Source organism: Ruegeria sp. N8 (assembly GCF_056531325.1).
The window spans coordinates 141,832-163,351 of the sequence record NZ_JBQFLQ010000006.1 but is presented as its reverse complement, the minus strand read 5'-3'; the positions used below and the strand labels follow the sequence as shown (position 1 = coordinate 163,351).

General features: G+C 60.0%; 21 protein-coding genes. 13 read left to right on the top strand and 8 right to left on the bottom strand.

Annotated features, from left to right (window positions below):
• Window positions 1–2 precede the first annotated feature (2 nt).
• Window positions 3–845: an LOG family protein gene (locus tag ACR0C5_RS13465; RefSeq protein WP_480877302.1), complete on the bottom strand. Its 843-nt coding sequence runs from the start codon at window positions 843–845 to the stop codon at window positions 3–5.
• A gap of 79 nt (window positions 846–924) precedes the next feature.
• Between ACR0C5_RS13465 and ACR0C5_RS13460 the strand changes: the two genes are divergently transcribed.
• The 3 genes from ACR0C5_RS13460 (at window position 925) to dapD (ending at window position 3,435) form a co-directional block, all read left to right on the top strand.
• Complete coding sequence (locus ACR0C5_RS13460) at window positions 925–1,836, top strand: threonine/serine dehydratase (protein ID WP_480877299.1); 912 nt, start codon at window positions 925–927, stop codon at window positions 1,834–1,836.
• 44 nt (window positions 1,837–1,880) lie between these two features.
• On the top strand, window positions 1,881–2,480 hold the full coding sequence (locus tag ACR0C5_RS13455; protein WP_480877296.1) for a GntR family transcriptional regulator: 600 nt from the start codon (window positions 1,881–1,883) through the stop codon (window positions 2,478–2,480).
• A gap of 127 nt (window positions 2,481–2,607) precedes the next feature.
• Window positions 2,608–3,435 (top strand): 2,3,4,5-tetrahydropyridine-2,6-dicarboxylate N-succinyltransferase, encoded by an 828-nt coding sequence (gene dapD, locus ACR0C5_RS13450; RefSeq protein WP_480877294.1) that lies wholly within the window; start codon window positions 2,608–2,610, stop codon window positions 3,433–3,435.
• A gap of 51 nt (window positions 3,436–3,486) precedes the next feature.
• Here dapD and ACR0C5_RS13445 read toward each other — a convergent pair whose 3' ends face one another.
• On the bottom strand, window positions 3,487–3,822 hold the full coding sequence (locus ACR0C5_RS13445) for a cupin domain-containing protein (RefSeq protein ID WP_170791301.1): 336 nt from the start codon (window positions 3,820–3,822) through the stop codon (window positions 3,487–3,489).
• Window positions 3,823–3,917: 95 nt separating this feature from the next.
• Between ACR0C5_RS13445 and ACR0C5_RS13440 the strand changes: the two genes are divergently transcribed.
• Window positions 3,918–4,262 carry a hypothetical protein gene (locus ACR0C5_RS13440; RefSeq protein ID WP_170775019.1) on the top strand — a complete coding sequence of 115 codons (345 nt, stop codon included), beginning with the start codon at window positions 3,918–3,920 and terminating at the stop codon, window positions 4,260–4,262.
• On the opposite strand, the gene ACR0C5_RS13435 is transcribed toward ACR0C5_RS13440, so the two are convergent.
• The gene (locus ACR0C5_RS13435) at window positions 4,259–5,317 is read right to left on the bottom strand and encodes a transporter substrate-binding domain-containing protein (protein WP_170783110.1); all 1,059 of its coding nucleotides are present in this window, start codon (window positions 5,315–5,317) and stop codon (window positions 4,259–4,261) included. The two genes, ACR0C5_RS13440 and ACR0C5_RS13435, sit on opposite strands and share 4 nt — an antisense overlap.
• 207 nt (window positions 5,318–5,524) lie before the next feature.
• Between ACR0C5_RS13435 and dapE the strand changes: the two genes are divergently transcribed.
• The 4 genes from dapE (at window position 5,525) to ACR0C5_RS13415 (ending at window position 10,992) form a co-directional block, all read left to right on the top strand.
• On the top strand, window positions 5,525–6,664 hold the full coding sequence (gene dapE / locus ACR0C5_RS13430) for a succinyl-diaminopimelate desuccinylase (protein WP_480877290.1): 1,140 nt from the start codon (window positions 5,525–5,527) through the stop codon (window positions 6,662–6,664).
• Window position 6,665: 1 nt separating this feature from the next.
• The gene (locus ACR0C5_RS13425; protein ID WP_170774891.1) at window positions 6,666–7,241 is read left to right on the top strand and encodes a TIGR04282 family arsenosugar biosynthesis glycosyltransferase; all 576 of its coding nucleotides are present in this window, start codon (window positions 6,666–6,668) and stop codon (window positions 7,239–7,241) included.
• 48 nt (window positions 7,242–7,289) lie between these two features.
• The gene (rnr, locus tag ACR0C5_RS13420) at window positions 7,290–9,548 is read left to right on the top strand and encodes a ribonuclease R (RefSeq protein WP_480877288.1); all 2,259 of its coding nucleotides are present in this window, start codon (window positions 7,290–7,292) and stop codon (window positions 9,546–9,548) included.
• Between the two features lie 145 nt (window positions 9,549–9,693).
• Window positions 9,694–10,992 (top strand): lytic murein transglycosylase, encoded by a 1,299-nt coding sequence (locus ACR0C5_RS13415; protein ID WP_480877285.1) that lies wholly within the window; start codon window positions 9,694–9,696, stop codon window positions 10,990–10,992.
• Window positions 10,993–11,064: 72 nt separating this feature from the next.
• On the opposite strand, the gene ACR0C5_RS13410 is transcribed toward ACR0C5_RS13415, so the two are convergent.
• Together ACR0C5_RS13410 and ACR0C5_RS13405 are read right to left on the bottom strand one after the other, a co-directional pair.
• Window positions 11,065–12,462 carry an aspartate aminotransferase family protein gene (locus ACR0C5_RS13410; RefSeq protein ID WP_480860190.1) on the bottom strand — a complete coding sequence of 466 codons (1,398 nt, stop codon included), beginning with the start codon at window positions 12,460–12,462 and terminating at the stop codon, window positions 11,065–11,067.
• A gap of 75 nt (window positions 12,463–12,537) precedes the next feature.
• Window positions 12,538–13,221, bottom strand: coding sequence for a GntR family transcriptional regulator (locus ACR0C5_RS13405; protein ID WP_480877282.1), 684 nt, complete (start codon window positions 13,219–13,221; stop codon window positions 12,538–12,540).
• Between the two features lie 140 nt (window positions 13,222–13,361).
• Between ACR0C5_RS13405 and ACR0C5_RS13400 the strand changes: the two genes are divergently transcribed.
• The 5 genes from ACR0C5_RS13400 to ACR0C5_RS13380 all read left to right on the top strand — a co-directional run bounded on the left by ACR0C5_RS13400 (window position 13,362) and on the right by ACR0C5_RS13380 (window position 18,648).
• Window positions 13,362–14,447 (top strand): polyamine ABC transporter substrate-binding protein, encoded by a 1,086-nt coding sequence (locus tag ACR0C5_RS13400; protein ID WP_170774881.1) that lies wholly within the window; start codon window positions 13,362–13,364, stop codon window positions 14,445–14,447.
• A gap of 70 nt (window positions 14,448–14,517) precedes the next feature.
• Window positions 14,518–15,645, top strand: a complete 1,128-nt coding sequence (locus ACR0C5_RS13395) for an ABC transporter ATP-binding protein (protein WP_170774879.1) — start codon at window positions 14,518–14,520, stop codon at window positions 15,643–15,645.
• Window positions 15,645–16,535, top strand: a complete 891-nt coding sequence (locus ACR0C5_RS13390) for an ABC transporter permease subunit (protein WP_170774877.1) — start codon at window positions 15,645–15,647, stop codon at window positions 16,533–16,535. The genes ACR0C5_RS13395 and ACR0C5_RS13390 overlap by 1 nt, the downstream gene beginning before the upstream one ends.
• Window positions 16,532–17,350, top strand: coding sequence for an ABC transporter permease (locus ACR0C5_RS13385; RefSeq protein ID WP_170774875.1), 819 nt, complete (start codon window positions 16,532–16,534; stop codon window positions 17,348–17,350). Before ACR0C5_RS13390 ends, ACR0C5_RS13385 begins: the two co-directional genes overlap by 4 nt.
• Complete coding sequence (locus ACR0C5_RS13380; protein WP_480877277.1) at window positions 17,347–18,648, top strand: NAD(P)/FAD-dependent oxidoreductase; 1,302 nt, start codon at window positions 17,347–17,349, stop codon at window positions 18,646–18,648. Before ACR0C5_RS13385 ends, ACR0C5_RS13380 begins: the two co-directional genes overlap by 4 nt.
• Window positions 18,649–18,653: 5 nt before the next feature.
• Here the strand turns inward: ACR0C5_RS13380 and ACR0C5_RS13375 are convergent, their stop codons facing one another.
• The 3 genes from ACR0C5_RS13375 to ACR0C5_RS13365 are packed head-to-tail and all read right to left on the bottom strand — an operon-like array spanning window position 18,654 to window position 21,432.
• Complete coding sequence (locus ACR0C5_RS13375; RefSeq protein ID WP_480877274.1) at window positions 18,654–19,520, bottom strand: phosphotransferase family protein; 867 nt, start codon at window positions 19,518–19,520, stop codon at window positions 18,654–18,656.
• 55 nt (window positions 19,521–19,575) lie between these two features.
• Complete coding sequence (locus ACR0C5_RS13370; protein ID WP_170791276.1) at window positions 19,576–20,238, bottom strand: flagellar hook capping FlgD N-terminal domain-containing protein; 663 nt, start codon at window positions 20,236–20,238, stop codon at window positions 19,576–19,578.
• 3 nt (window positions 20,239–20,241) lie between these two features.
• Complete coding sequence (locus ACR0C5_RS13365) at window positions 20,242–21,432, bottom strand: flagellar hook-length control protein FliK (RefSeq protein WP_480877270.1); 1,191 nt, start codon at window positions 21,430–21,432, stop codon at window positions 20,242–20,244.
• Between the last annotated feature and the right edge of the window lie 88 nt (window positions 21,433–21,520).

The following is a 21,520-nucleotide window of genomic DNA, read 5'->3' as shown; positions in this document are numbered from 1 at the left end:
TCTCAGCGCCCCGGAATGTCGTCGCGGGGCGGGGCGGGTTCCCAGTTCTCGATGATCTCGACCGCCTCTTGCGCGGTGTCGACAAAACGGAACAGGTCCAGATCTTCTTCCGAGATGGTGCCCGCATCCGCCAGTGCCTCCCAGTTGATGACCTTTTCCCAGAACTCTCGGCCAAACAGCAGGAAGGGCACGCGGTCCATCCGGCCGGTCTGGATCAAAGTCAGGGATTCAAACAGCTCATCCATGGTGCCAAAGCCGCCGGGGAAGATGGTGATGGCCCGGGCGCGCATCAGGAAATGCATCTTGCGGATGGCGAAATAGTGGAAGTTGAAGCTGAGTTCCGGCGTCACGTAGAGGTTCGGCGCCTGTTCATGCGGCAGCACGATATTCAGCCCGATGGAACAGCCGCCCGCGTCCTGCGCGCCGCGATTGCCAGCCTCCATCACGCCGGGGCCGCCGCCGGTGACGATCACGTTCTCGCGGCAGCCTGTCTGGTTCGACTTCTCGGTCATCAACCGGGCAAATTCACGTGCTTCGTCATAATACTCAGACAAGTCAGCCAGAGTTTTCGTGCGCGCATTGTGTTTTTGCGACGGTTCCGGGATGCGCGCGCCGCCGAACATGACGATGGTCGAGGTGATCTGACGTTCGCTCATGATCATCTCGGGCTTAAGCAGCTCCAATTGCAGGCGCACCGGGCGTAGCTCATCGCGGCACAGGAACTCATCATCGGCAAAGGCAAGGCGATAGGCGGGCGAGCGTGTCTGCGGCGTGTCCGGCACCTCGCTCGCGGTCGAGCGGTCGGTCTGCGCGTCGCGGAACGGGCTGTGGCGGTCTTCTCTCATATGTGAGGTTTCCTTGCTTGCGTGTTTGCAAAACAGCTATAGGGTTCGCGGTCAGAGCGCCAGTCACGGAAGTACAAGAATGAATTGGAAGAACGAAATTTCAGCAGCCGCAGACCGGATCGCTGGGTACGCACAGGTTACACCCGTGATGGAAAGCCGCGTTCCGGGCTACCCGATTGAGTTGAAGCTGGAGCACATGCAGCACACTGGCAGCTTCAAAGCGCGTGGGGCGTTTAATACGTTGCTCAGCATGGATGTTCCCGCGGCCGGTGTCGTGGCCGCATCGGGTGGCAATCACGGGGCAGCGGCGGCCTATGCGGCGCAGACGCTGGGCTATCCGGCCAAGATTTTCGTACCTGAACTGGCGGGTCCGTCCAAAATCGCATTGATCGAACAAACGGGAGCGGACCTGAGTGTTGTGTCTGGCGAATACGCGAACGCGCTTACGGCGGCGCAAGATCATGAGGCGCAGACCGGCGCGATGCAGATCCACGCCTATGACGCGCCGGGCACCGTCGCCGGGCAAGGCACGTGTTTCGCCGAATGGGAGGCTCAGGGTCTGCAAGCCGACACAGTTTTGGTCGCCGTTGGTGGCGGAGGGCTGATTGCTGGGGCGCTGGCGTGGTTGCAGGATGCGCGCAAGGTCGTGGCGGTCGAGCCCGAGACCTCATGCGCTTTGAATGCCGCGTTGCAGGCCGGGGAGCCGGTCGATGTCTCAGTCTCGGGCATTGCTGCCAATGCGCTGGGCGCGCGGCGGATCGGATCGATTTGTTTTGGTCTGGCGCAGGGCATGACCTCGGTCTTGGTCAGCGATGCGGCCATTGCCGATGCGCAAAAGCGGCTTTGGCAAGCGCATCGGATTCTGGTCGAACCGGCAGGTGCTGCGGCTTTGGCGGCGTTGATCTCTGGCGCGTATAAGCCCGCGCCGGGGGAAAAAGTGGCCGTGTTGGTGTGCGGGGGCAATATTTCACCCGACCCGCTGATGGGCTGAGAATGCGGCTTGTGATCTTTGGGGTCGGATTTTATCTATAATCCATGAGCGCGACCATTGCCGACACCATCTACGACAGCTTGAGCCAGCAGATCATAACCGGCGCACTGACCGCCGGGGAAAAGCTGCGTCAGGATCATATCGCACGCGCCTTTGACACCAGTCATGTGCCGGTGCGCGAGGCCTTGCTGCGGTTGCAGGCCCATGGGCTGGCCAAAAGCGAACCCCGTCGTGGAATGCGCGTAACAGCGCTGGACCCGGTTGAGATGCGCGAAGTGATCGAGATGCGCGTCGCGCTGGAGCCTCTGGCGCTGCAATATGCAGTGCAGAACCTGACGCCCGTTGCTTTGGCACGCGCAGAAGAGGCGCGTCTCGCCTGTGATGCGGCCGAAACCATGCCGGAATGGGAAGCCAGAAATCGCGCCTTTCATCGCGCCATTCTGACGCCCTGCGGGTTGCCGCGTTTGCTGCGTACAATCGACGATCTGCACATCGCCAGCGCGCGCTATCTGTTCGCGCATTGGCGGCCGAAATGGGAGCAGCGGGTCGACAGCGACCACGCCGCGCTGATGCAGGCGATCCAGAAGAAAGACACGGCAGGGGCAGTTTCAATTTTGGTGCGTCATATCAGGCGGGCAAGCTAGACGGCCCGCAAAACACCGCAGTGTCGATGTCCTGACGTAAACGCACCCGCCTTCGTCGCATTGCGTCATTGTTTTCGGCTGCGTATAGGCAACACCAACGTGAACAGATTCGTCAGGGAGCCCCGAAATGTCCAACGCGCAACTGGAAGCCGCCATCGAAGCCGCATGGGAGGCACGCGATACCATCACCCCCGCCACCACCGGCGAAACACGCGAGGCCATCGAAGACACGCTGAACGCGCTGGACAGCGGCACGCTGCGTGTTGCTGAAAAGCTGGACAGTGGCGACTGGCACGTGAACCAGTGGGCCAAGAAAGCGGTCTTGCTGGGCTTCCGCATCAAGGACATGGAAATCCAGACCGGTGGCCCACAGGACGGTGGCTGGTGGGACAAGGTGGACAGCAAGTTCGCCGGTTGGGGTGAGAACCAGTGGAAAGCCGCAGGCTTCCGCGCCGTGCCCAACTGTGTGGTCCGCAAATCGGCCTATATCGCGCCCGGCGCGGTTCTGATGCCTTCGTTCGTGAACCTCGGCGCCTACGTTGACGAAGGCACCATGGTCGACACATGGGCCACGGTCGGATCCTGCGCGCAGATCGGCAAGAACGTCCACCTGTCGGGCGGTGTCGGCATTGGTGGCGTGCTGGAGCCGATGCAGGCTGGCCCGACCATCATCGAAGACAACTGCTTTATCGGAGCCCGGTCGGAAGTGGTCGAGGGCTGCATCGTCCGCGAAGGCTCGGTTCTGGGCATGGGCGTGTTCATCGGCAAATCAACCAAGATCGTCGACCGCGAAACCGGTGAGGTCACCTACGGCGAAGTGCCGCCCTATTCGGTGGTCGTTGCAGGCTCCATGCCGACCAAGAACAACATCAGCCTCTATTGCGCTGTGATCGTGAAGCGGGTGGACGAAAAGACCCGCTCGAAAACCGGGATCAATGAACTGCTGCGCGACTAAACCCCGCGCCAGTCGAATACAGGCCGCAGCCCCGCGCTGCGGCCTTTATTGTTAGCCCTTGACCGGATAGCGGTCGGCTTCCTCGAACACGTCGATCACCCGCGACCCGGCCTTAATCTTACCGCCATGTTCCACACCTGAAGGGATCGAGTAACTGTCGCCGGGTCGGTAGATGCGTGTCTCATCCCCGATGGTCAATTCGATCTCGCCTTCAATGACCGTGCCCCATTGCGCCTTGTGCGAATGCATGGGCAGTTCGAAGTCTTGCAAAAAGGTAAAAAATGCCACCAAACCGGCGTCCGAGCGGATCACGGCGGATTGTACCACGTCCTCGGGGAACGGGACGTCGAGGCTGGGAAAATTGGTAATGAAATCTGGATAGGTCATATGGCCCCCTCTTGGCTGATGGCGTCACTATGGCCAGATGCCCGCCCTCATGCAATCGCTTGACCGGACAGGGGCGCGCAGCTATGGCCCCCAACATGGAAAAGCAAAAGAAACCCTCCCGTCAGCAAGTTTACACTCTGCTTGTGCAGATCGGCCGCAAAGAAGGCGATGGCCTGCCCGAAGGCGCGACCGGGGCGGCGTTGATGTGCTTTGCCAGCGGTGTGGATGAGGCCGAGGCGGTGCGCGAAACCGTAGCGATCCTGAAACAAGCCGACACCGCGCCTTTGGACGTGACCGGCTATGGCACATTGGCCGAGCGCGAAGCGCAGGGCCATGACATCGACCCGGATGAGCGTGCCCTGATGCAACGTGCGCTGGACGAGAACGCGGTCATTGTTGCTCAGATGACGCCGTTTTTCGGGGATGAAGACGCGGTCTAGTTCCGCGCGCCGAACCACTTTCGGTAAATCTCGTCATAGGTGCCGTCTTCGCGCAGGGCCAGCAATGCCTGATTGACGTCTTCCACCAAGGGCGAGCCGGTCGGGAAAACGATCCCGTAGTTTTCGCGCAGGAAAATACCGCCGGTCATCGAAGCGAACCTGCGCCCCTGATGCGTGGCATAGTAGGACAGGATCGGGGCATCGAACACGACGGCGTCCAGATCCTCGGCTTCGAACGCGGCCAGTAAGGGATCAAGACTGTCATAGCCTGCAAACTCGATCTCGCGCCGGTTCAGGAAACTGGCAGCGGTCGAGCCCGAGATCGTGCCGACCTGCTTGCCATAAAGGTCATTGACCGAATTCACGTTGCCGCTGATCGCATCCACCGTCATGACCGAGGTGATGCGCGCGGTGAAGACTGACACGATGAACAGGGACGACACCACCAGCACCACGCCCAGCAGGCGGCCAAAGGGGGTGCGCGGCATCCGTTCCTCGAACCCGCCATTCACGACTAGATTAAGCGCCCACCAGAAGGACGGAAACCATGCCTCATCTAGCTTGCGGTCGAAATAGGGCTGCGAGCGGCGCTCGAACACCCACATCAGCATCCCTCCGCCCAGCAGGATGGCAAAGGCCAGCCCGATGGCGATGAACAGCTCAACCGACAGCAAGGCTTGCAGCAGAGACGGGCGTCGCACCGCGTCCGAGGGAACCATGATCTGCAAACCGGCCTCGAAAATCGGTTGGCTGAAATCCATCTGCGTTTCACGCGCGGCGGTGATCGAGATATTGGCGATGGCCAGATCAGACGTGCCGTCTTGCACCGCAACCAGCATGTCGCCGAAGCCGTCCACGCGGTCGATCTCGTAGTCCCAGCTCAGGGCCTCGGCCAAAGCAGCCAGCAGGTCCATCGAGAATCCCACATCCGCCCCATCCTCGACATATGAGAACGGAGGACGGGTCACGGTGGTGACCGACAATGTCTGCGCCTGGCTTTGCTGTGCGAGAACCGCGAAAGTCAGGCAGATCCATGTGACAAGAATGCGAGTCATCAAAATTACCTGTTTCGCGGCCCTGTAACGCGAATTTATCGGGTGGGACAAGGTGGTCGCTGGGTCACACCTGATGTTTTGTTGGGGTATCACCCCGAGAGTTCTGTCAAAAAACGAGGTGAAGTGGCCGACTCAGGGGTTGGCAATTGGGCCAATTCGTTGAATCTGTGCGCGAACCTGCGTGTGAGGAATGGGAAAGGGGCAAAGATGACAGACCCGGTAGAGTTGACGGCGGAGCTGATCCGTTGCCCATCGGTCACACCCGAGGAGGGCGGAGCGCTGGTTCTGCTGGAAAATCTGCTGTCCGGCGCAGGCTTTGACTGTACCCGCGTAGATCGCGGTGGGGTCAGCAACCTATTCGCCCGTTGGGGCGACAAAGCGCATCCGCGTAGTTTTGGTTTTAACGGCCATACCGATGTTGTTCCCGTCGGCGATGAGGCCGCATGGACCACGCCGCCCTTCGGGGCGCAGGTGAAAGACGGTGTGATGTATGGGCGTGGCACCACGGATATGAAGTCCGGCGTGGCGGCCTTCGCTGCTGCCGCGGTTGATTTCGTGCGCGACACACCCCCCGATGGGGCCGTGATCCTGACCATTACAGGCGATGAAGAGGGCGACGCGCTGGACGGCACGACCGCCCTGCTGGACTATATGAACAGCGCCGGGGAAAAGATGTCGGTTTGTCTGGTTGGTGAGCCGACCTGCCCGAACACAATGGGCGAGATGATGAAGATCGGGCGGCGTGGCTCGATGAATATCTGGTTCACCGTGACCGGGGTTCAGGGCCACGCGGCCTATCCGCACCGCGCCAAGAACCCGATGCCCGCAATGGCGCGGCTGATGGACCGGTTGGCCAGCCACGAGTTGGATCAGGGTACGGACCATTTCGACGCCTCAACACTGGCCGTGGTGACGATCGACACGGGCAACTCGGCAACAAACGTGATCCCCGCGCAATCTACAGGGGCTGTGAATATCCGGTTCAATGATCTGCATTCCGGGGCCAGCCTCAGCGATTGGTTGCGGGCCGAGGCCGCTGCCGTGGCCGATGAGTTCGGGGTTGAGATCGACCTGCGCATCAAGATCTCGGGCGAGAGCTTTTTGACCCCGCCGGGGCCCCTGTCCGCACTGGTCGCCAAGGCGGTTGAGGCGGAAACCGGTGTGGTGCCCGAGATGTCGACCACGGGCGGCACCTCGGACGCGCGATTTGTGAAAAATCACTGCCCGGTGGTGGAATTCGGGCTGGTGGGCCGCACGATGCATCAGGTGGACGAATGCGTCGAGGTAACCCAGATCGAACAGCTCAAGGCGATTTATACGCGCATCCTGCGGGACTATTTCGCCTGAGATGCAGCGCACCCTTGTGATCATGGTCAAAGAGCCGCGACCGGGTCGGGTGAAAACCCGGCTGGGTCGGGATATCGGCATGGTTGGTGCAGCGTGGTGGTTTCGCCATCAGACCCGAAACCTGATCCGGCGGCTGCGCGACCCGCGCTGGCAGATCGTGCTCGCGGTTTCGCCCGACCGCGAAGGGCTGACCAGCCGCATCTGGCCCACCGACCTGCCGCGCGCAGCGCAAGGGCGGGGAGATCTGGGTGACCGGATGGGGCGAATGTTGCGCGGGATGCCAAAAGGACCCGTCTGTCTGATCGGGGCGGATATTCCGGGCATCACGCGTAGCCATATTGCCCGCGCGTTCACAGCGCTTGGCGGAGCGCAGATGGTGTTCGGCCCTGCGCCCGATGGCGGGTATTGGCTGGTGGGCGCGCAAAGATACGGTGCGCTGCCCGACGGTCTATTTAGCAATGTGCGCTGGTCCACCGAACATGCGCTGGCGGATACGCTGGCATCGATCCCCGGCGCGCGGGTGTCGCTGCTGGACCCGTTGCGTGATGTGGACACGGTGGCGGATCTGAAACCCTGATCCGTTTTTGGTCATGACGCCGTCGCACGCCCGTGTTACGCCAAATATATGAGTCGCATACCCACCAAGCAGGAGGTCCTTGACTGGATCTCGGCGAACCCCACCCTGACCTCGAAACGCGATATCGCCAAAGCCTTTGGGATCAAGGGGGCGGCGCGGATCGATCTGAAACGCATCCTGCGCGAGCTTGAGGCCGACGGCCATCTGGAAAAGCGCAAGCGCAGCTATGGCGACCCCGATCGTCTGCCACCTGTCAGTGTGTTGCAGGTCAAGGCTCCGAACGCCGATGGCGACCTGTTCGCGCGCCCTTTGGAGTGGCATGGCGAAGGGGTCGAACCTATCGTGATGCTGATCACCCGCGCCAGTGACCCGGCGCTGGGCGAGGGCGACCGGATTCTCGCCCGCCTGACCGTGGTGCATGAGGAAGACCATAATTATGAGGCCCGCCTGATCCGCCGGATCGGCACCAACCCGCGCAAGATCGTCGGCATTTTCCGCAAAGGGGCCGAGGGCGGGCGGATCGTACCCATCGACAAAGCGGGCCAGAATGAATGGCTTGTTCCCGATGGCGCTGTGTTGGGCGCAAAGGACGGTGAGTTGGTCGAGGCCGAACAGGCCGGGCCCAAGAACCGCATGGGCCTGCCCCGCGCCCGCATCGTTGAACGGTTGGGCGACCCCACCGCGCCCAAGGCGGTCTCGCTGATTGCTATCCACCAGCATGGTATCCCCGACGACTTCCCGGACAAGGTGATCGCCGAGGCTGACAAGGCCAAACCCGTCGGTCTGAAGGGCCGTGAGGACCTGCGGGATATGCCGCTGCTGACCATCGACCCCTCAGATGCGCGCGATCATGACGACGCGTGCTATGCGCATGCGGACGATGATCCGAAGAACCCCGGCGGTCATGTGATCTGGGTCGCCATCGCCGATGTCGCCGCCTATGTGCAGCCCGGAACCGCGCTGGACCGCGAGGCGCGCAAGCGCGGCAATTCCAGCTATTTCCCCGACCGCGTGGTGCCGATGCTGCCGGACCGCCTGTCGGGCGACCTGTGCTCGCTGCACGAAGGCGTCCCGCGCGCCTGTATCGCCGTGCGGATGCAGATTGATGCCGAGGGCAACAAAATCGGCCATTGCTTTGTGCGCGGGCTGATGCGCTCGGCTGCGTCACTGCACTATGCCGAGGTGCAGGAGGCCATCGACGGTACTCCCAACGACCGCACCGGGCCGCTGTTGGAGACGGTGCTGAAACCGCTCTATGCTGCCTATGCCGCGTTGAAATCCGCGCGTGCGGTGCGACAGCCATTGGAGCTGGACCTGCCCGAACGCAAGATCGTCCTCAGCGACACCGGCGAAGTGACCAGCGTGGCGTTTCGCGACCGGCTGGATGCTCATAAGTTGATCGAAGAGTTCATGATCCTCGCCAACGTGGCTGCTGCTGAGACGCTGATTGCCAAACGCCGCCCGCTGCTGTTCCGCGTCCACGAAGAACCCGCGCCCGAGAAACTGGAGAGCCTGCGGGAAACGGCTCAGGCTGCCGGTTTGAACCTTGCGAAAGGGCAGGTGCTGCAAACCCGCCACCTCAACGCGCTGCTGAACGCCGCTGCTGGAACCGAAGATGCGGAGCTGATCAACCTGACGACCCTGCGGTCGATGGCACAGGCCTATTACAACCCCGAAAACTTCGGCCATTTCGGTCTGGCGCTGCGGAATTATGCACACTTCACCTCGCCCATCCGCCGCTATGCGGACCTGATCGTGCATCGCGCGCTGATCTCGGCCCATGGTTGGGGCAAGGATGGGCTGACCGAAGATGAAATCGCGCGGCTGGACGAAACCGCCACCCATATCTCGGACACCGAGCGGCGTTCGATGATGGCCGAGCGTGACACAACCGACCGCTATCTGGCCGCCTATCTGAGCGAGCGGGTGGGCAATGAATTCACTGGCCGCATCAGCGGCATCGCGCGGTTCGGGGCCTTTGTGAAGATGGACGAAACCGGCGCTGATGGGTTGGTGCCCGTGCGATCCTTGGGGCGTGAGTTTTTTCATTTCGACCGCGAGGCCGGGACGCTGATGGGATCAGACACCGGGCTGATTATCGCCATCGGCCAACGCGTCACGGTGCGCCTGACTGAGGCGACGCCGGTTACGGGCGGGTTGGAGCTGGAGTTGCTGTCCATCGACGATCAGGCCCTGCCGCGTGGGCGAGGTCCGGTGAAACGCGGCGCGCGGCGAAAGGCGCTCAGCAACAAGCGAAAGAAAGACAAGATCAAGCGCAAGGTCGAACGCAAGCGCCGGCAGAAGTAGGCGCCCTGGCCGGGCCTCAGGTCACGAACCGGTGCCGTCAGCATGCGTTCGCTGGGCAAAACACGGCGCATCGGTCTTTTGCGCGCTTTGTGAATTTCCCGTTTTGCGCTATTCTTGGCCTTGAGCAGTAATCAGGACATTCGACATGCGTAAAAGCATCAGCGGCGCCGTGACCGTCGCGCTATGGGCGTCCCTTTTGCAGGTATCGCCGGGTCACGCAGAAGACGGGTCAGGGGCTTTTCAGGTGGCCTCGGCGGATGTGACGGTTTCGCTGCGTCCGGCCTTGCGGCCATCGACACAGGAGTATCGGGTGGCAACCGAAGGAAACGCACGCTTTCAGGCGTGGTTGGGCGCCTTTCGTAAACGGGCGCTGGAACAGGGGATTTCGGCGGGTACTTTGGACCGGTCACTGGCCGGGCTGACCTATGACAAGGACGTCATCAAACGGGACCGCAATCAGGCCGAGTTCTCAAAACCGATCTGGGACTATCTGGATTCCGCTGTGTCCAGCAAACGCATCGCGGGTGGGCGTGCCGGGTTGGATGACTACAGTCAAACCCTGAACAAGATCGAAAAGAAATATGGCGTCGAAAAAGAGGTTGTGACCGCGATCTGGGGGCTTGAGACCTCGTATGGATCATTCAAAGGCGGGGATCAGACGATCCGCTCGCTGGCGACATTGGCCTTTGACGCCCGCCGCGCGCAGTTTTTCGAGGCGCAGCTGGTTGCGGCTTTGCAGATTGTCGAGGCCGGGGATGTAGCGCCGTCCAATATGGTTGGAAGTTGGGCGGGTGCGATGGGGCATACGCAGTTCATGCCGACCTCGTATCTGGAACATGCGGTGGATTTCGACCGCGATGGTCGCAGGGATATCTGGGCCGATGATCCAACGGATGCGCTAGCCTCGGCCGCGTCTTATCTGGCGCGCCATGGGTGGAAAAAGGGTCAGCCCTGGGGGGTTGAAGTGCGGTTGCCTGAAGGGTTCGACTATAGCCAGGCGCGGCGGGATTATACTTTGAAACCATCGCAATGGGCGCGGCAGGGGGTGGTGACACCGCAAGGCCGTGCGGTTCCCAACCATGGTAAGGCCGCGATCCTGCTGCCTGCTGGCGGGCAGGGGGTTGCGTTGATGGTCTTCGACAATTTCCGGGTGATCGAGAAGTACAATAGCGCGGATGCCTATGTGATCGGGGTCGGGCACCTGTCGGACCGTTTGGCGGGTGGCGCGCCGTTTCAAGGCGCGTGGCCACGTGGCGACCGGGTGCTGAGCTTTACCGAGAAGAAAGAGCTTCAGACCCGCTTGACTGAAGCCGGGTTTGATACGCAGGGCGTGGATGGACGCACGGGCCCAAATACGGTCAATGCTGTGCGAGAATATCAGCTCGCGCAGGGGTTGGTGCCGGATGGCTACCCGTCCCTGCGGTTGCTTGAGCGGCTGAGGTAAAGGGGGCGCTGCCCCCGCCGCGGCAGGCCGCGACTCCCCCGAGATATTTTTGGCCAGATGAAGCTGCGCGGATCAATTGGCGGCTCTCATCAATCCCTGTTTGGTGATTTCTGCATGCGCTTCGTCCAGTGATTTGTGGATGCGCAGGAACATTTCGTCGATATCCGCAGGTGTCACAATCAGCGGTGGCGAGATAATCATGCGGTCGCCGACATGGCGCATGATCAGATTGTTGGCAAAGCAGCGCTCGCGGCAGATCAAGCCGATCGTTCCAGCTTCGGATGCGAATTTTGCACGGCTGGATTTGTCCGGGGTTAGGGCGATTGAGCCCATCATGCCGACAATTTTCGCTTCACCCACCAGCGGGTGGCTGGTCAGAGCTTCCCATTTTTTTTTCAGGTAGGGGGCGGCGACGTCGCGGACGTGGTCCACTATGCGTTCCTCTTCGAGGATGCGCAGGTTTTCCAACGCCACGGCAGCGGCAACAGGGTGACCGGAATAGGTATAGCCGTGGTTGAATTCGGTATCGCCGATAACTTTGGCGATGTCGTCGTTGACGATGGACCCGCCGATGGGGGCGTAGCCCGAGCTGAGGCCCTTGGCGATGGTCATGATGTGCGGGCGGATGCCCATGGTTTGTGAGCCGAACCAGCTTCCGGTGCGACCGAAGCCGCAGATCACCTCATCGGCGATCAGCAGGATTTCGTATTTGTCGCAGATGCGCTGGATTTCCGGCCAATAGGTTTCGGGAGCTACAATCACGCCACCCGCGCCCTGCACGGGTTCGGCGATGAAGGCTGCAACGCGGTTTTCGCCCAACTCCAGAATCGCCTCTTCCAATTCACGCGCACGGGCCAGGCCGAACTCTTCTGGCGCCATGTCGCCGCCCTCGGCCCACCAGTTGGGTTGATTGATATGATGGACATTTGGGATCGGAATGCCGCCCTGAGCATGCATCCCAGCCATTCCGCCAAGCGACGCTGAGCCTACGGATGAGCCGTGATAGGCGTTGTGGCGGCTGATGATGATATTCTTGTCAGGCTGGCCTTTTTCGGCCCAATAGGTGCGAACGAGGCGGATATTGGTGTCATTTGCCTCGGACCCGCTGCCTGCAAAAAACACATGGTTCAGATCGCCTGGCGCCAGTTCGGCCAGTTTGTTGGCCAAGGCGATGGCGGGGACATGGGTCGTCTTGAAGAAGGTGTTGTAGTAGGGAAGCTCGCGCATTTGGCGGGCGGCGGCATCCGCCAGTTCATCGCGGCCATAGCCGATATTCACGCACCAGAGCCCGGCCATGGCATCCAGAATCTGTTCCCCTTCACTGTCAGACAAATAGATACCTTTGGCGCCGGTAATGACTCGCACACCGTCCTTGCTCAGGTCCGCATTGGTCGAGAAAGGGTGCATATGGTGAGCAGCGTCCAGCGCCTGCAACTCGGCGGTCGGCATGTGGTTGGTGATGGTCGACATCGGGGAATCTCCTGCAAGAGCGGTTGGCGATCACAATATGATCAAATTTTTCCCTGTCAATCGAATCGCATTATTCTAGGACGTCGATAGTGCTCCGGCCATCAGTTCCATCCCTTGTTCGATGTCTTGCGCGGTGGCTTTTGCAACGCGCTGGGGGTCTTGATCACGCAGTGCCGAGACGATGTCCTTATGGCGATCCGGCAGGCTATGAGTTCCGAACCGGCCGCATACGACTCGTAGGGACGGGCCGAACCGAAGCCACAGACTTTCGGCCAAATCGTTCAGAATCGGGGCGTCGGCATGGGCGTACAGAGTTTGGTGGAACTGGTGGTTCAGGCGCAGATAGCCGCCGACATCTCCATCCGCGATGGTGCGGTCCAATCGTTGATCGATGCGGGCGAGCGCGTCTATCTCGGCCTTGCTCATGTTAAGGGTCGCACGTCTGGAAAGCTCTGATTCTATTGCAATTCTTGCAAAAATCATTTGCCCGACATCACTGTCCTTCAGCAAAGGTACACTGACCCGACGGTTGCCTTGAAACACCAGTGCGCCGTCCGAGATCAGCCTTCGGATCGCCTCGCGTACAGGGGTCATGCCAACTCCAAGCGAATCAGTCAGTCCTTGTATGGTGACAGGCTGTCCGGGCACCAGATCGCCGTACATGATCTGTGCGCGCAGTGTCTGATAGACCTGTTCATGCGCCGGCTGTTTCTGATCCCCGGAGACCTGTGAAACCGCCTTATTTTTGATCAAATCCAAGTGGTTTACCCTATTTTCGACTATGTTGACTTGCCAGGAATCTGACCTCGTGAAACCATACGATGGATCGGGGGAAAACGCAAAACTTGATCAAATCCAAAAAAACGGGAAAATACCCGCACACTTGCAGGGAGAAGAAAATGTCAATCAAAACGCTGACACTGACAGCGGTCATCGCATTGGGGACTTCGGCGGCCTTCGCCGAAGAGGTGCGTGTCTACAATTGGTCGGACTATATCGACGAGGAGCTGCTGGAGAAGTTCGAGGCCGAAACCGGCCTGACGCTGATCTACGATGTGTTCGACAGCAACGAAGTTCTGGAAACCAAAATGCTGGCTGGCGGATCGGGCTATGATGTGGTTGTGCCCTCGGGCACATTCCTTCAGCGCCAGATCCAGGCTGGGGCTTTCCAGCAACTGGATACGTCGCAGTTGGACAATTCAGGCAACCTTTGGGATGTCATTCAGGAACGCACTGCGGGCTATGACCCCGACAACGCCTATTCGATCAACTACATGTGGGGCACCACCGGGATCGGTGTGAATGTTGGCAAAGTGCGTGAGCTGCTGGGCGACGATGTTGCGCTGAATAGCATGGAGCTGGTGCTGAAACCTGAGAATATGGAAAAGCTGGCCGGTTGCGGCGTTCATTTCCTGGATGCGCCCGCGGAAATGATTCCGATGACGCTGCAATTTTTGGGCGAAGACCCTGACAGCCATGATCCCAAGGTGATCGGCAAGGTCGAAGAAGTGCTGACCAGCGTGCGCCCCTACATCCAGAAATTCCACAGCTCGGAATACATCAACGCGCTGGCCAATGGCGATATCTGCGTGGCCGTGGGTTGGTCGGGTGATATTCTTCAGGCCCGTGACCGTGCCGCCGAGGCCGACAACGGAGTCGAGATTGAATATCACCCCTTCGCCGAAGGCTCGCTGATGTGGTTCGACCAGATGGCGATTCCGGCGGATGCACCGAACCCGGAAGGTGCGCATAAGTTCCTGAACTTCATCCTGGATGCCAACAACATGGCTGCGGCGTCGAACTATGTGTACTACGCCAATGGCAACAAGGCCTCGCAAGAGTTTCTTGAGGAAGACGTGATCGGCGATCCGGCGATCTATCCGGACGACGCAACGATGCAGAATCTCTACATCACCACGCCCTACCCGGCAAAAACGCAGCGGGTTGTGACCCGTCTGTGGACCAAGATCAAATCGGGTACCTGATCCGATTTCCTAAGGCAGGGCGGGTTTTCCGCCCTGCCGTTTTTCCCAAGATTGCCGAACGGGGGCTGTAGTGAACTCTGACGTCTTTGCGCCGTGGGAAGACCCACAGGCGAAACCCTTGATCCAATTCCAGAATGTCACCAAGCGGTTTGGAGACTTTACGGCAATCGACAACCTGTCTCTGGATATTTTCGAGAAAGAATTTTTCGCTCTTCTGGGGCCTTCGGGCTGCGGCAAGACCACAATGATGCGGATGTTGGCCGGGTTCGAGACGCCCACCGAAGGCCACATCATGTTGGGCGGTCAGGATATCGACCCGATCCCACCGAACAAGCGGGCGGTGAACATGATGTTCCAATCCTACGCACTGTTCCCCCATCTGAGCATCTGGGAAAACATCGCCTTTGGTCTGCGCCGGGACAACATGCCCAAACGCGACCTTGAGGACAGAGTCGAAGAAATGCTGCGCCTGACCCGGCTGACGCAATTCGCGCGTCGTAAACCGCACCAGATCTCGGGCGGGCAGCGGCAGCGGGTCGCTTTAGCACGGTCTTTGGCGAAAGCGCCAAAACTATTGCTGCTGGACGAACCGTTGGGCGCGCTGGACAAGAAGCTGCGGCAGGACACGCAGTTCGAGCTGATGGATATTCAGGAAAAGACCGGCACCACCTTTGTCATCGTGACCCACGATCAGGAGGAAGCTATGACCGTGGCGAGCCGCGTGGCCGTAATGGATCAGGGACAGCTGATGCAAGTCGCCACGCCGGACCGGATTTATGAGAACCCCAACTCGGTCTATGTCGCAGACTTTATTGGCGACGTGAACATCATTGAAGGCCGCGCCACCGCCAATGGTGAAGACACCTATCAGATCGATTGGGCCGAAGGGCAGGCCCCGTTGACCGCGACCTCGGCAAAAGGGTTTGCGCGGGGGCAGGCCTGTCATCTGGCCATCCGCCCCGAGAAGGTAACTATCTCGGCCGACCGCCCGGCGGACGCGATAAATGCGGTGCAAGGCAAGGTCCATGACATCGCCTATTTGGGGAACCTGTCCACCTATCACGTCGAATTGCCCAACGGCACGATCATCAAGGCGCAGACGGCCAATACCCGCCGTATCTCGCGCCGTTCATTCACGTGGGAAGACCCGGTCTGGCTGTCCTGGACAGCAACGGCTGCGGTTCTGCTGGCCGACTGATGCGCCGCGCCTTTCTGATCGCCGTCCCCTATGTCTGGCTGCTGGCGCTGTTCTTGGTGCCGTTCTTCATCGTCCTGAAAATCTCGCTGTCGGATATCGCGCTGGCGATTCCGCCTTATACGCCGACGCTGGACTTTTCGCAGGGCTGGTCGGGCATCAAGGATTTCTTCAGCCAGCTTGACCTGGAAAACTATGTCTGGCTGACCGAGGATGACCTTTACTGGAAAGCCTACCTGTCCAGCGTAAAAATCGCTCTGATTTCGACGTTTTTGACCCTGCTAGTGGGGTATCCGATCGCCTATGGCATGGCCCGCGCGCCTGCCGAGTGGCGCCCGACGCTGATGATGCTGGTGATCCTGCCCTTCTGGACCTCGTTCCTGATCCGCGTTTATGCGTGGATGGGTATCCTGTCGAACGAAGGTTATCTGAACCAGTTGCTGCTGTGGACAGGGCTGATCTCGACCCCGCTGACCATTCTGAACACCAACACTGCCGTCTATATCGGCATCGTCTACACCTATCTGCCGTTCATGATCCTGCCGATCTATTCGGCGCTGGAACGGATGGACGAATCCCTGATCGAGGCCGCCGAAGACCTTGGTTGTTCGCGGGTTCAAGCCTTTTGGCTTGTGACAATCCCGCTGTCGCGCCCCGGTATCATAGCAGGCTGTTTCCTTGTAATGATCCCGGTGATTGGTGAATTCGTCATCCCCTCGCTTCTGGGCGGGTCAGGCACGTTGATGATCGGCAAGGTTTTGTGGGAGGAGTTCTTCTCGAACCGCGACTGGCCCGTGGCGAGCGCCGTGGCCGTAGTGCTGCTGCTGATCCTTGTGATCCCAATCGTGCTGTTCCAGCGCAACCAGCAGAAACAGACGGAGGCCGAGCAATGAACAGGCTAAGCTGGTTCAACGCGGTCTCGCTGACGCTGGGATTTGCGTTCCTCTATATCCCGATGATCATCCTGATCATCTTTTCCTTCAACGAAAGCAAGCTGGTCACCGTCTGGGCTGGCTTCTCGACCAAATGGTATGGTGAGCTGGTCCAGAACGAGGCGTTTCTGGATGCGGCATGGGTGACAATCCGGGTGGCTGTGTTCTCATCTACGCTGGCGACCATTCTGGGCACCGCCGCCGCCTATGTGCTGGTGCGTGGGGGGCGTTTCTTCGGTCGAACGCTGTTCTCCGGTATGATCTACGCCCCTCTGGTGATGCCCGAGGTAATCACCGGCCTGTCGCTGCTGCTGCTGTTCATCGGCATCGGGCTGGATCGCGGTATCCTGACCATCGTTCTGGCGCATACGACCTTTTCGATGTGTTTCGTCTCGGTCGTTGTCTCGTCGCGTTTGGTGACGTTCGATCAGTCGCTGGAAGAGGCCGCTCTGGACCTTGGTTGTTCGCCCGCGCAAGCGTTTCGCCTAGTGACATTGCCGATCATTGCGCCTGCCGTGATTTCCGGCTGGTTGCTGGCCTTTACCCTGTCGCTGGATGATCTGGTGATTGCGTCCTTTACCTCGGGGCCGTCGGCGACGACCTTGCCGATCAAGATTTTCTCGGCGGTCAGGCTGGGCGTCAGCCCCGAGATCAACGCGCTGTCAACGTTGATGATCGCCGTCGTGACAGTGGGCGTCATTACCGCGTCGCTGGTGACAAAACGCGCCATGATGCGACAAAAGCAGGATGAAATGGCCGCGGCACGGGCCGAATGAAACGGCTGTTTCCGGACTATACCTATGGTCCCGGCCCAAGGCAGGGATGCTGGTGGGACGAAACAATTGCCGCCCCCAATTGGCCGGAACAGTCTGGGGATTTGGTCGTTGACGTAGCCATTGTTGGCGCGGGTTTCACTGGCCTGTCCGCCGCGTTGCATCTGACCAAGGCCGGGGCATCCGTCGCTGTGCTTGAGGCCGAAACGCCCGGCTGGGGGGCGTCTGGCCGAAATGGTGGGTTCTGTTGTCTGGGCGGGTCGAAGCTTAACCCCAAGGCCATGACCCGTCTGTTCGGTGAGGCGGCGACAGCGGGCTATGCGCAGGCCGAGGAAGATGCCGTCCATCTGGTCGCCGATCTTCTGAGCAGTTATGAAATCGACGCCGAAACCCATTCCAAAGGTGAAACCCAACTGGCGCACAATGCGCGGGCAATGGAGAGGCTGAGGAAAAGCGCCGAGGCCTTGGGTGTTTTGCACGAAGCTGCAGACCTGCCCGCCTTGGGGTTCGGTGGCGCGTTCCATGGCGGCTATACCACCCCCGTCGGGTTTGGTCTGAACCCAAGGAAGTACCTGTACGGACTGGCAGACGCCGCCAAAGCGCGCGGCGCCCAGCTCTTTCAGAGAAGCCCGGTGTCAAAAATTGTCAAAACAGCGAACGGCTTTGATGTCCAGACGCCAACTGGCCGGATACAGGCGGCAAACGTTCTGATCTGCACCAACGGATATTCCAGCGAGGATGTTCCGGCCTGGATGTCTGGGCGTTATATGCCTGCGCAGTCGACCGTTCTGGTGACGCGGCCTTTGACGCAGGCCGAACTGCAGGCGCAGGGTTGGACTTCGGATCAGATGTCATATGACACCCGGAATTTGTTGCACTATTTCCGCCTGATGCCGGATCGTCGGTTCCTGTTCGGAATGCGCGGCGGCCTTCGGTCCTCGTCGCGTGCCGAGGCCGGCATTCGCCAAAAGGTTCGCCATGACTTTGCGGCGATGTTTCCCGAGTGGCGCGGGGTGGACGTCACTCATATGTGGTCGGGGATGGTGTGCCTGTCCCGCAACCTGATGCCCTATGCCGGTCCGGTGCCAGATCAGCCTGGTATGTTCGCCGGGTTTGCTTATCACGGCAACGGTGTCGCGATGGGAAGCTTTTGCGGACGGGCTCTGGCTCAACTGGCTTTGGGGCATAACCCGGACTTGCCAGAGCCGATGACCCGCAGGCCCGGTCGGTTCCCCCTGGGGCGGTGGCGACGCGCCCTGATGCCGCCTGCCTACGCGATGATGGGGCTTGCGGATTTGTAGCGCGGTCAGAGGGACGCGATTTCCAGTTCTAGCCCGGCGGCATAGTCGTCGGCCCCGTTCTCGACCCGCCACAAGCAATAGGCCGCCATCCGCCATGCATACCAGGGGCGCAGCGCGTTGAAACGCGCGAGGATTTGAGGCTGGTCATAGGAGGTCAGAAACGCCGCCTCCTCCTCGGGCGTCAAGGGTGCCCCGCGATAGAGGCGCTGCATAGCTGGGGACAGGAACAAGGCGATATCTTCGCAGGGGTCCCCAATCGCCGGGCATTGCCAGTCAATCAGCGTCAGACCCGTGTCTGAGGCCAGGATGTTTCCGGCTACCGGGTCGCCATGGATGAGGCAAGTGTCCGGCGTGGCGGCAACATGGGTCTGCGGGCAAAGCTGTTCCAACCGCTGGCGAGCTTGTGTCTTGCACAGGCCCAGAATGCGCCGCGTATGATCCCGCAGGTCGTTGCTGCCATTGCATCCGGCGGGTGCGTCGATCCGGATTTCCATACTGTGCAGCCTGCGCAGCAATTGAGCCACCTGCGCGACCCCGGTTTGCCAGGGCGCACCGGGTGCGTGATCATAGAACACCCAATGCCCATCATTGTCCTGCCCTGCCGCCCGCAGGCGCGGGGCAAACCCTGTGGGGGCAAGTTCCGTCAGGCAGAGCGCCTCAAGCCGGGCATCGTTTCGAAACAGAGGATTGCGCAGCCCTGAACGATACAGTTTGAGCACCTTGTCTCCGTCTCCGCCCAGAACCTTCCAGACCTGATTGGTGCGCCCGCCATAAAGGGTCTGAAAACGCGCCCCGGCCTCGACCATACCTGAGCGGCACAGATCTTCCACAAGGCGGGGCGGAGGTGCGTTTGAAGCGGGCAGAGGGATCACCGGGTCAGGAGTTGAGTCGCGCGTTGCACAGCTTTGGCCTGTCCCGGCGCGCAGATCAAGTTCCGGTTCGAACGCCCGAGACCAGACCGGCCGGTATGACCTGCCCGTTTTCGAGGGTCAGCAACACCGTATCCTCGCCCACCTGCGCCTCGATCACTTGCGCGTATGAGGACATGGGCTGCGTCGACAGAACCTCTTCCCCGTCATAGCTTTCCAATGCGGCAGAGTAGGTTCCAGCCGGAAGCGGCGTGCCGTCCTCCTTGGTTCCAGCCCAGACAAACACGGAATCGGTGGTTTGAACGGTGATCCGTTCAACCTCGGCCCCGTCTGCGTCGCGGATAACCAGAACGGCACCGTCCGCCGCCGGAGCGGCCTGGCCGTAAAGTGTCACCGGCGCGCCGTCGAACTGGAATGGAGAGGTGCTGCGCACATCCATGCCGACCCAACTGGCTAGTTCCTCCAGATTCATGCTGCTCATCGACAGGGTCAGGGCCGTCAGCAGGTCATTTGTCTGCACCTGTTGTTCCACCATCGAAAACTGCGCCAGTTGCGCGGCGTATTCCGAGGAATCCAGCGGCTCCAACGGGTCTTGGTGACGGGCTTGAGCGGTCAGCATCAGCAAAAAGGTCTCAAAATCCGAGGCCAGCGCGGCCGTCTGACCTGAGGACGCCGCCAATGGATTGGCTTTCTGCGTGGTTGAAGCGATAGGAGAGATCATGGGTCACAGCCTTATGTCGATGCGCCCGGACGTGCCAAGGTTGACCGGGCGCTGGAGAGTGGCAGAGGTGAGTTCGGATTGTACCGTCTCAGAAAAAGAATTTTCACCGGAGTCCGATGGGTCCTGTCCCTTGTCGGCGGAGTTGCCCAAGTCGAAGGACAGATCGCCGAAGCCGAGGCTTTTGAACTCGGCCTCAAGCACAGCAAGATGGCGGCGCATCAAGTCCAGCGTCTCGGGACGTTCCGCCGCTATGGTCAGATGCAGCCCATCATCACGCCCATTCAGAACCATCGAGACGCGCCCCAGTTCTTCGGGGTTCAGCGCGATTTCCACCGCACCTGACTGAAGCCGTGCGGTGATCGCTGCCGCCATCTGTCCGGCAATGGCCCGAGCAACCTCGGACCGTGCGGTCGCTGGCAGATTTGTCGTCGCCGTATCGCGCCCCGATGCGGTCGCGCCGGTTTCCTTCACGATCAGGCCGTCCTCTACCTCGGGGAGAGGAGTTGAATCGGTGTGTGCAGCGGCATTTTCCGATACCAGAAGTTGCATCTGCATAAGGTTGGGTACTTGGGTCGGTGCAGCAGGTGGTTTTGGATTTGCAGCCGACTCAACATGTGGCTCCTGGGAAATCGGCGAAGTTAGAACTTCCTTCTTTGCGGAAAACGGCGTTGGAGCCGCAGCGATTGCAAAAGCAGGAACTGACCTGCTCTCTGCTTTTGGCAATGTCGAAAGATTTGGTGAATCCTCAGGCAAGTCATCGTTGAAAACAGGCGATACCTCGGCGCGTCGATCGCCCATATTGCGCTTCGGAGGTTCTGCAAGAGCTTCGTCAGATCGTATGCTATCACCCGTTTCCGCCAAATTGTGCGGAATCCCAGCGACCGCCGGCGCAGCGTCAGGTCGCGACAGTGGGTGCGATTTGATCGTCTGCGAACCTGTTTCAACAGGCAAACCTTTTTCCACGACTATCTGCAGATCTTTGGCTTCTTCCCCATCCGAGTCGGGCACCGTTTCGGTATCCAGCAGAGAAACAAGATCTTCTGTCGGTTCGGATAGGCTCTGCTCGGGCGGCGCCTGATCATCCAGAACGGATTGAAAAGACATATCGGCCTTTTGTCCCGAACCATCGGCAGGTTGGGGAGAAATTTTGGCGTTATTTTGGGCGGGTATCACCGCTGTAAGAGGATTGGGCATTTTGCTCCCACTCAGGTTGTCTGGCCACAAACCTGCCCGCAGGAAGTTACGTTTATTTTAACTGCTTTCCTTTTTGATCGAGAAAGTT

Excerpts from the sequence above, each read along its gene's own strand:
- dapE (WP_480877290.1), top strand. The coding sequence starts at position 5,525 with ATGACAGACCCGGTAGAGTTGACGGCGGAGCTGATCCGTTGCCCATCG.
- ACR0C5_RS13370 (WP_170791276.1), bottom strand. The coding sequence starts at position 20,238 with ATGATCTCTCCTATCGCTTCAACCACGCAGAAAGCCAATCCATTGGCG.
- ACR0C5_RS13445 (WP_170791301.1), bottom strand. The coding sequence starts at position 3,822 with ATGACCTATCCAGATTTCATTACCAATTTTCCCAGCCTCGACGTCCCG.
- ACR0C5_RS13385 (WP_170774875.1), top strand. The coding sequence starts at position 16,532 with ATGAACAGGCTAAGCTGGTTCAACGCGGTCTCGCTGACGCTGGGATTT.
- ACR0C5_RS13400 (WP_170774881.1), top strand. The coding sequence starts at position 13,362 with ATGTCAATCAAAACGCTGACACTGACAGCGGTCATCGCATTGGGGACT.
- ACR0C5_RS13380 (WP_480877277.1), top strand. The coding sequence starts at position 17,347 with ATGAAACGGCTGTTTCCGGACTATACCTATGGTCCCGGCCCAAGGCAG.
- dapD (WP_480877294.1), top strand. The coding sequence starts at position 2,608 with ATGTCCAACGCGCAACTGGAAGCCGCCATCGAAGCCGCATGGGAGGCA.
- rnr (WP_480877288.1), top strand. The coding sequence starts at position 7,290 with ATGAGTCGCATACCCACCAAGCAGGAGGTCCTTGACTGGATCTCGGCG.
- ACR0C5_RS13455 (WP_480877296.1), top strand. The coding sequence starts at position 1,881 with ATGAGCGCGACCATTGCCGACACCATCTACGACAGCTTGAGCCAGCAG.
- ACR0C5_RS13410 (WP_480860190.1), bottom strand. The coding sequence starts at position 12,462 with ATGTCGACCATCACCAACCACATGCCGACCGCCGAGTTGCAGGCGCTG.
- ACR0C5_RS13365 (WP_480877270.1), bottom strand. The coding sequence starts at position 21,432 with ATGCCCAATCCTCTTACAGCGGTGATACCCGCCCAAAATAACGCCAAA.
- ACR0C5_RS13425 (WP_170774891.1), top strand. The coding sequence starts at position 6,666 with ATGCAGCGCACCCTTGTGATCATGGTCAAAGAGCCGCGACCGGGTCGG.
- ACR0C5_RS13435 (WP_170783110.1), bottom strand. The coding sequence starts at position 5,317 with ATGACTCGCATTCTTGTCACATGGATCTGCCTGACTTTCGCGGTTCTC.
- ACR0C5_RS13460 (WP_480877299.1), top strand. The coding sequence starts at position 925 with ATGAATTGGAAGAACGAAATTTCAGCAGCCGCAGACCGGATCGCTGGG.
- ACR0C5_RS13440 (WP_170775019.1), top strand. The coding sequence starts at position 3,918 with ATGGAAAAGCAAAAGAAACCCTCCCGTCAGCAAGTTTACACTCTGCTT.
- ACR0C5_RS13415 (WP_480877285.1), top strand. The coding sequence starts at position 9,694 with ATGCGTAAAAGCATCAGCGGCGCCGTGACCGTCGCGCTATGGGCGTCC.
- ACR0C5_RS13390 (WP_170774877.1), top strand. The coding sequence starts at position 15,645 with ATGCGCCGCGCCTTTCTGATCGCCGTCCCCTATGTCTGGCTGCTGGCG.
- ACR0C5_RS13465 (WP_480877302.1), bottom strand. The coding sequence starts at position 845 with ATGAGAGAAGACCGCCACAGCCCGTTCCGCGACGCGCAGACCGACCGC.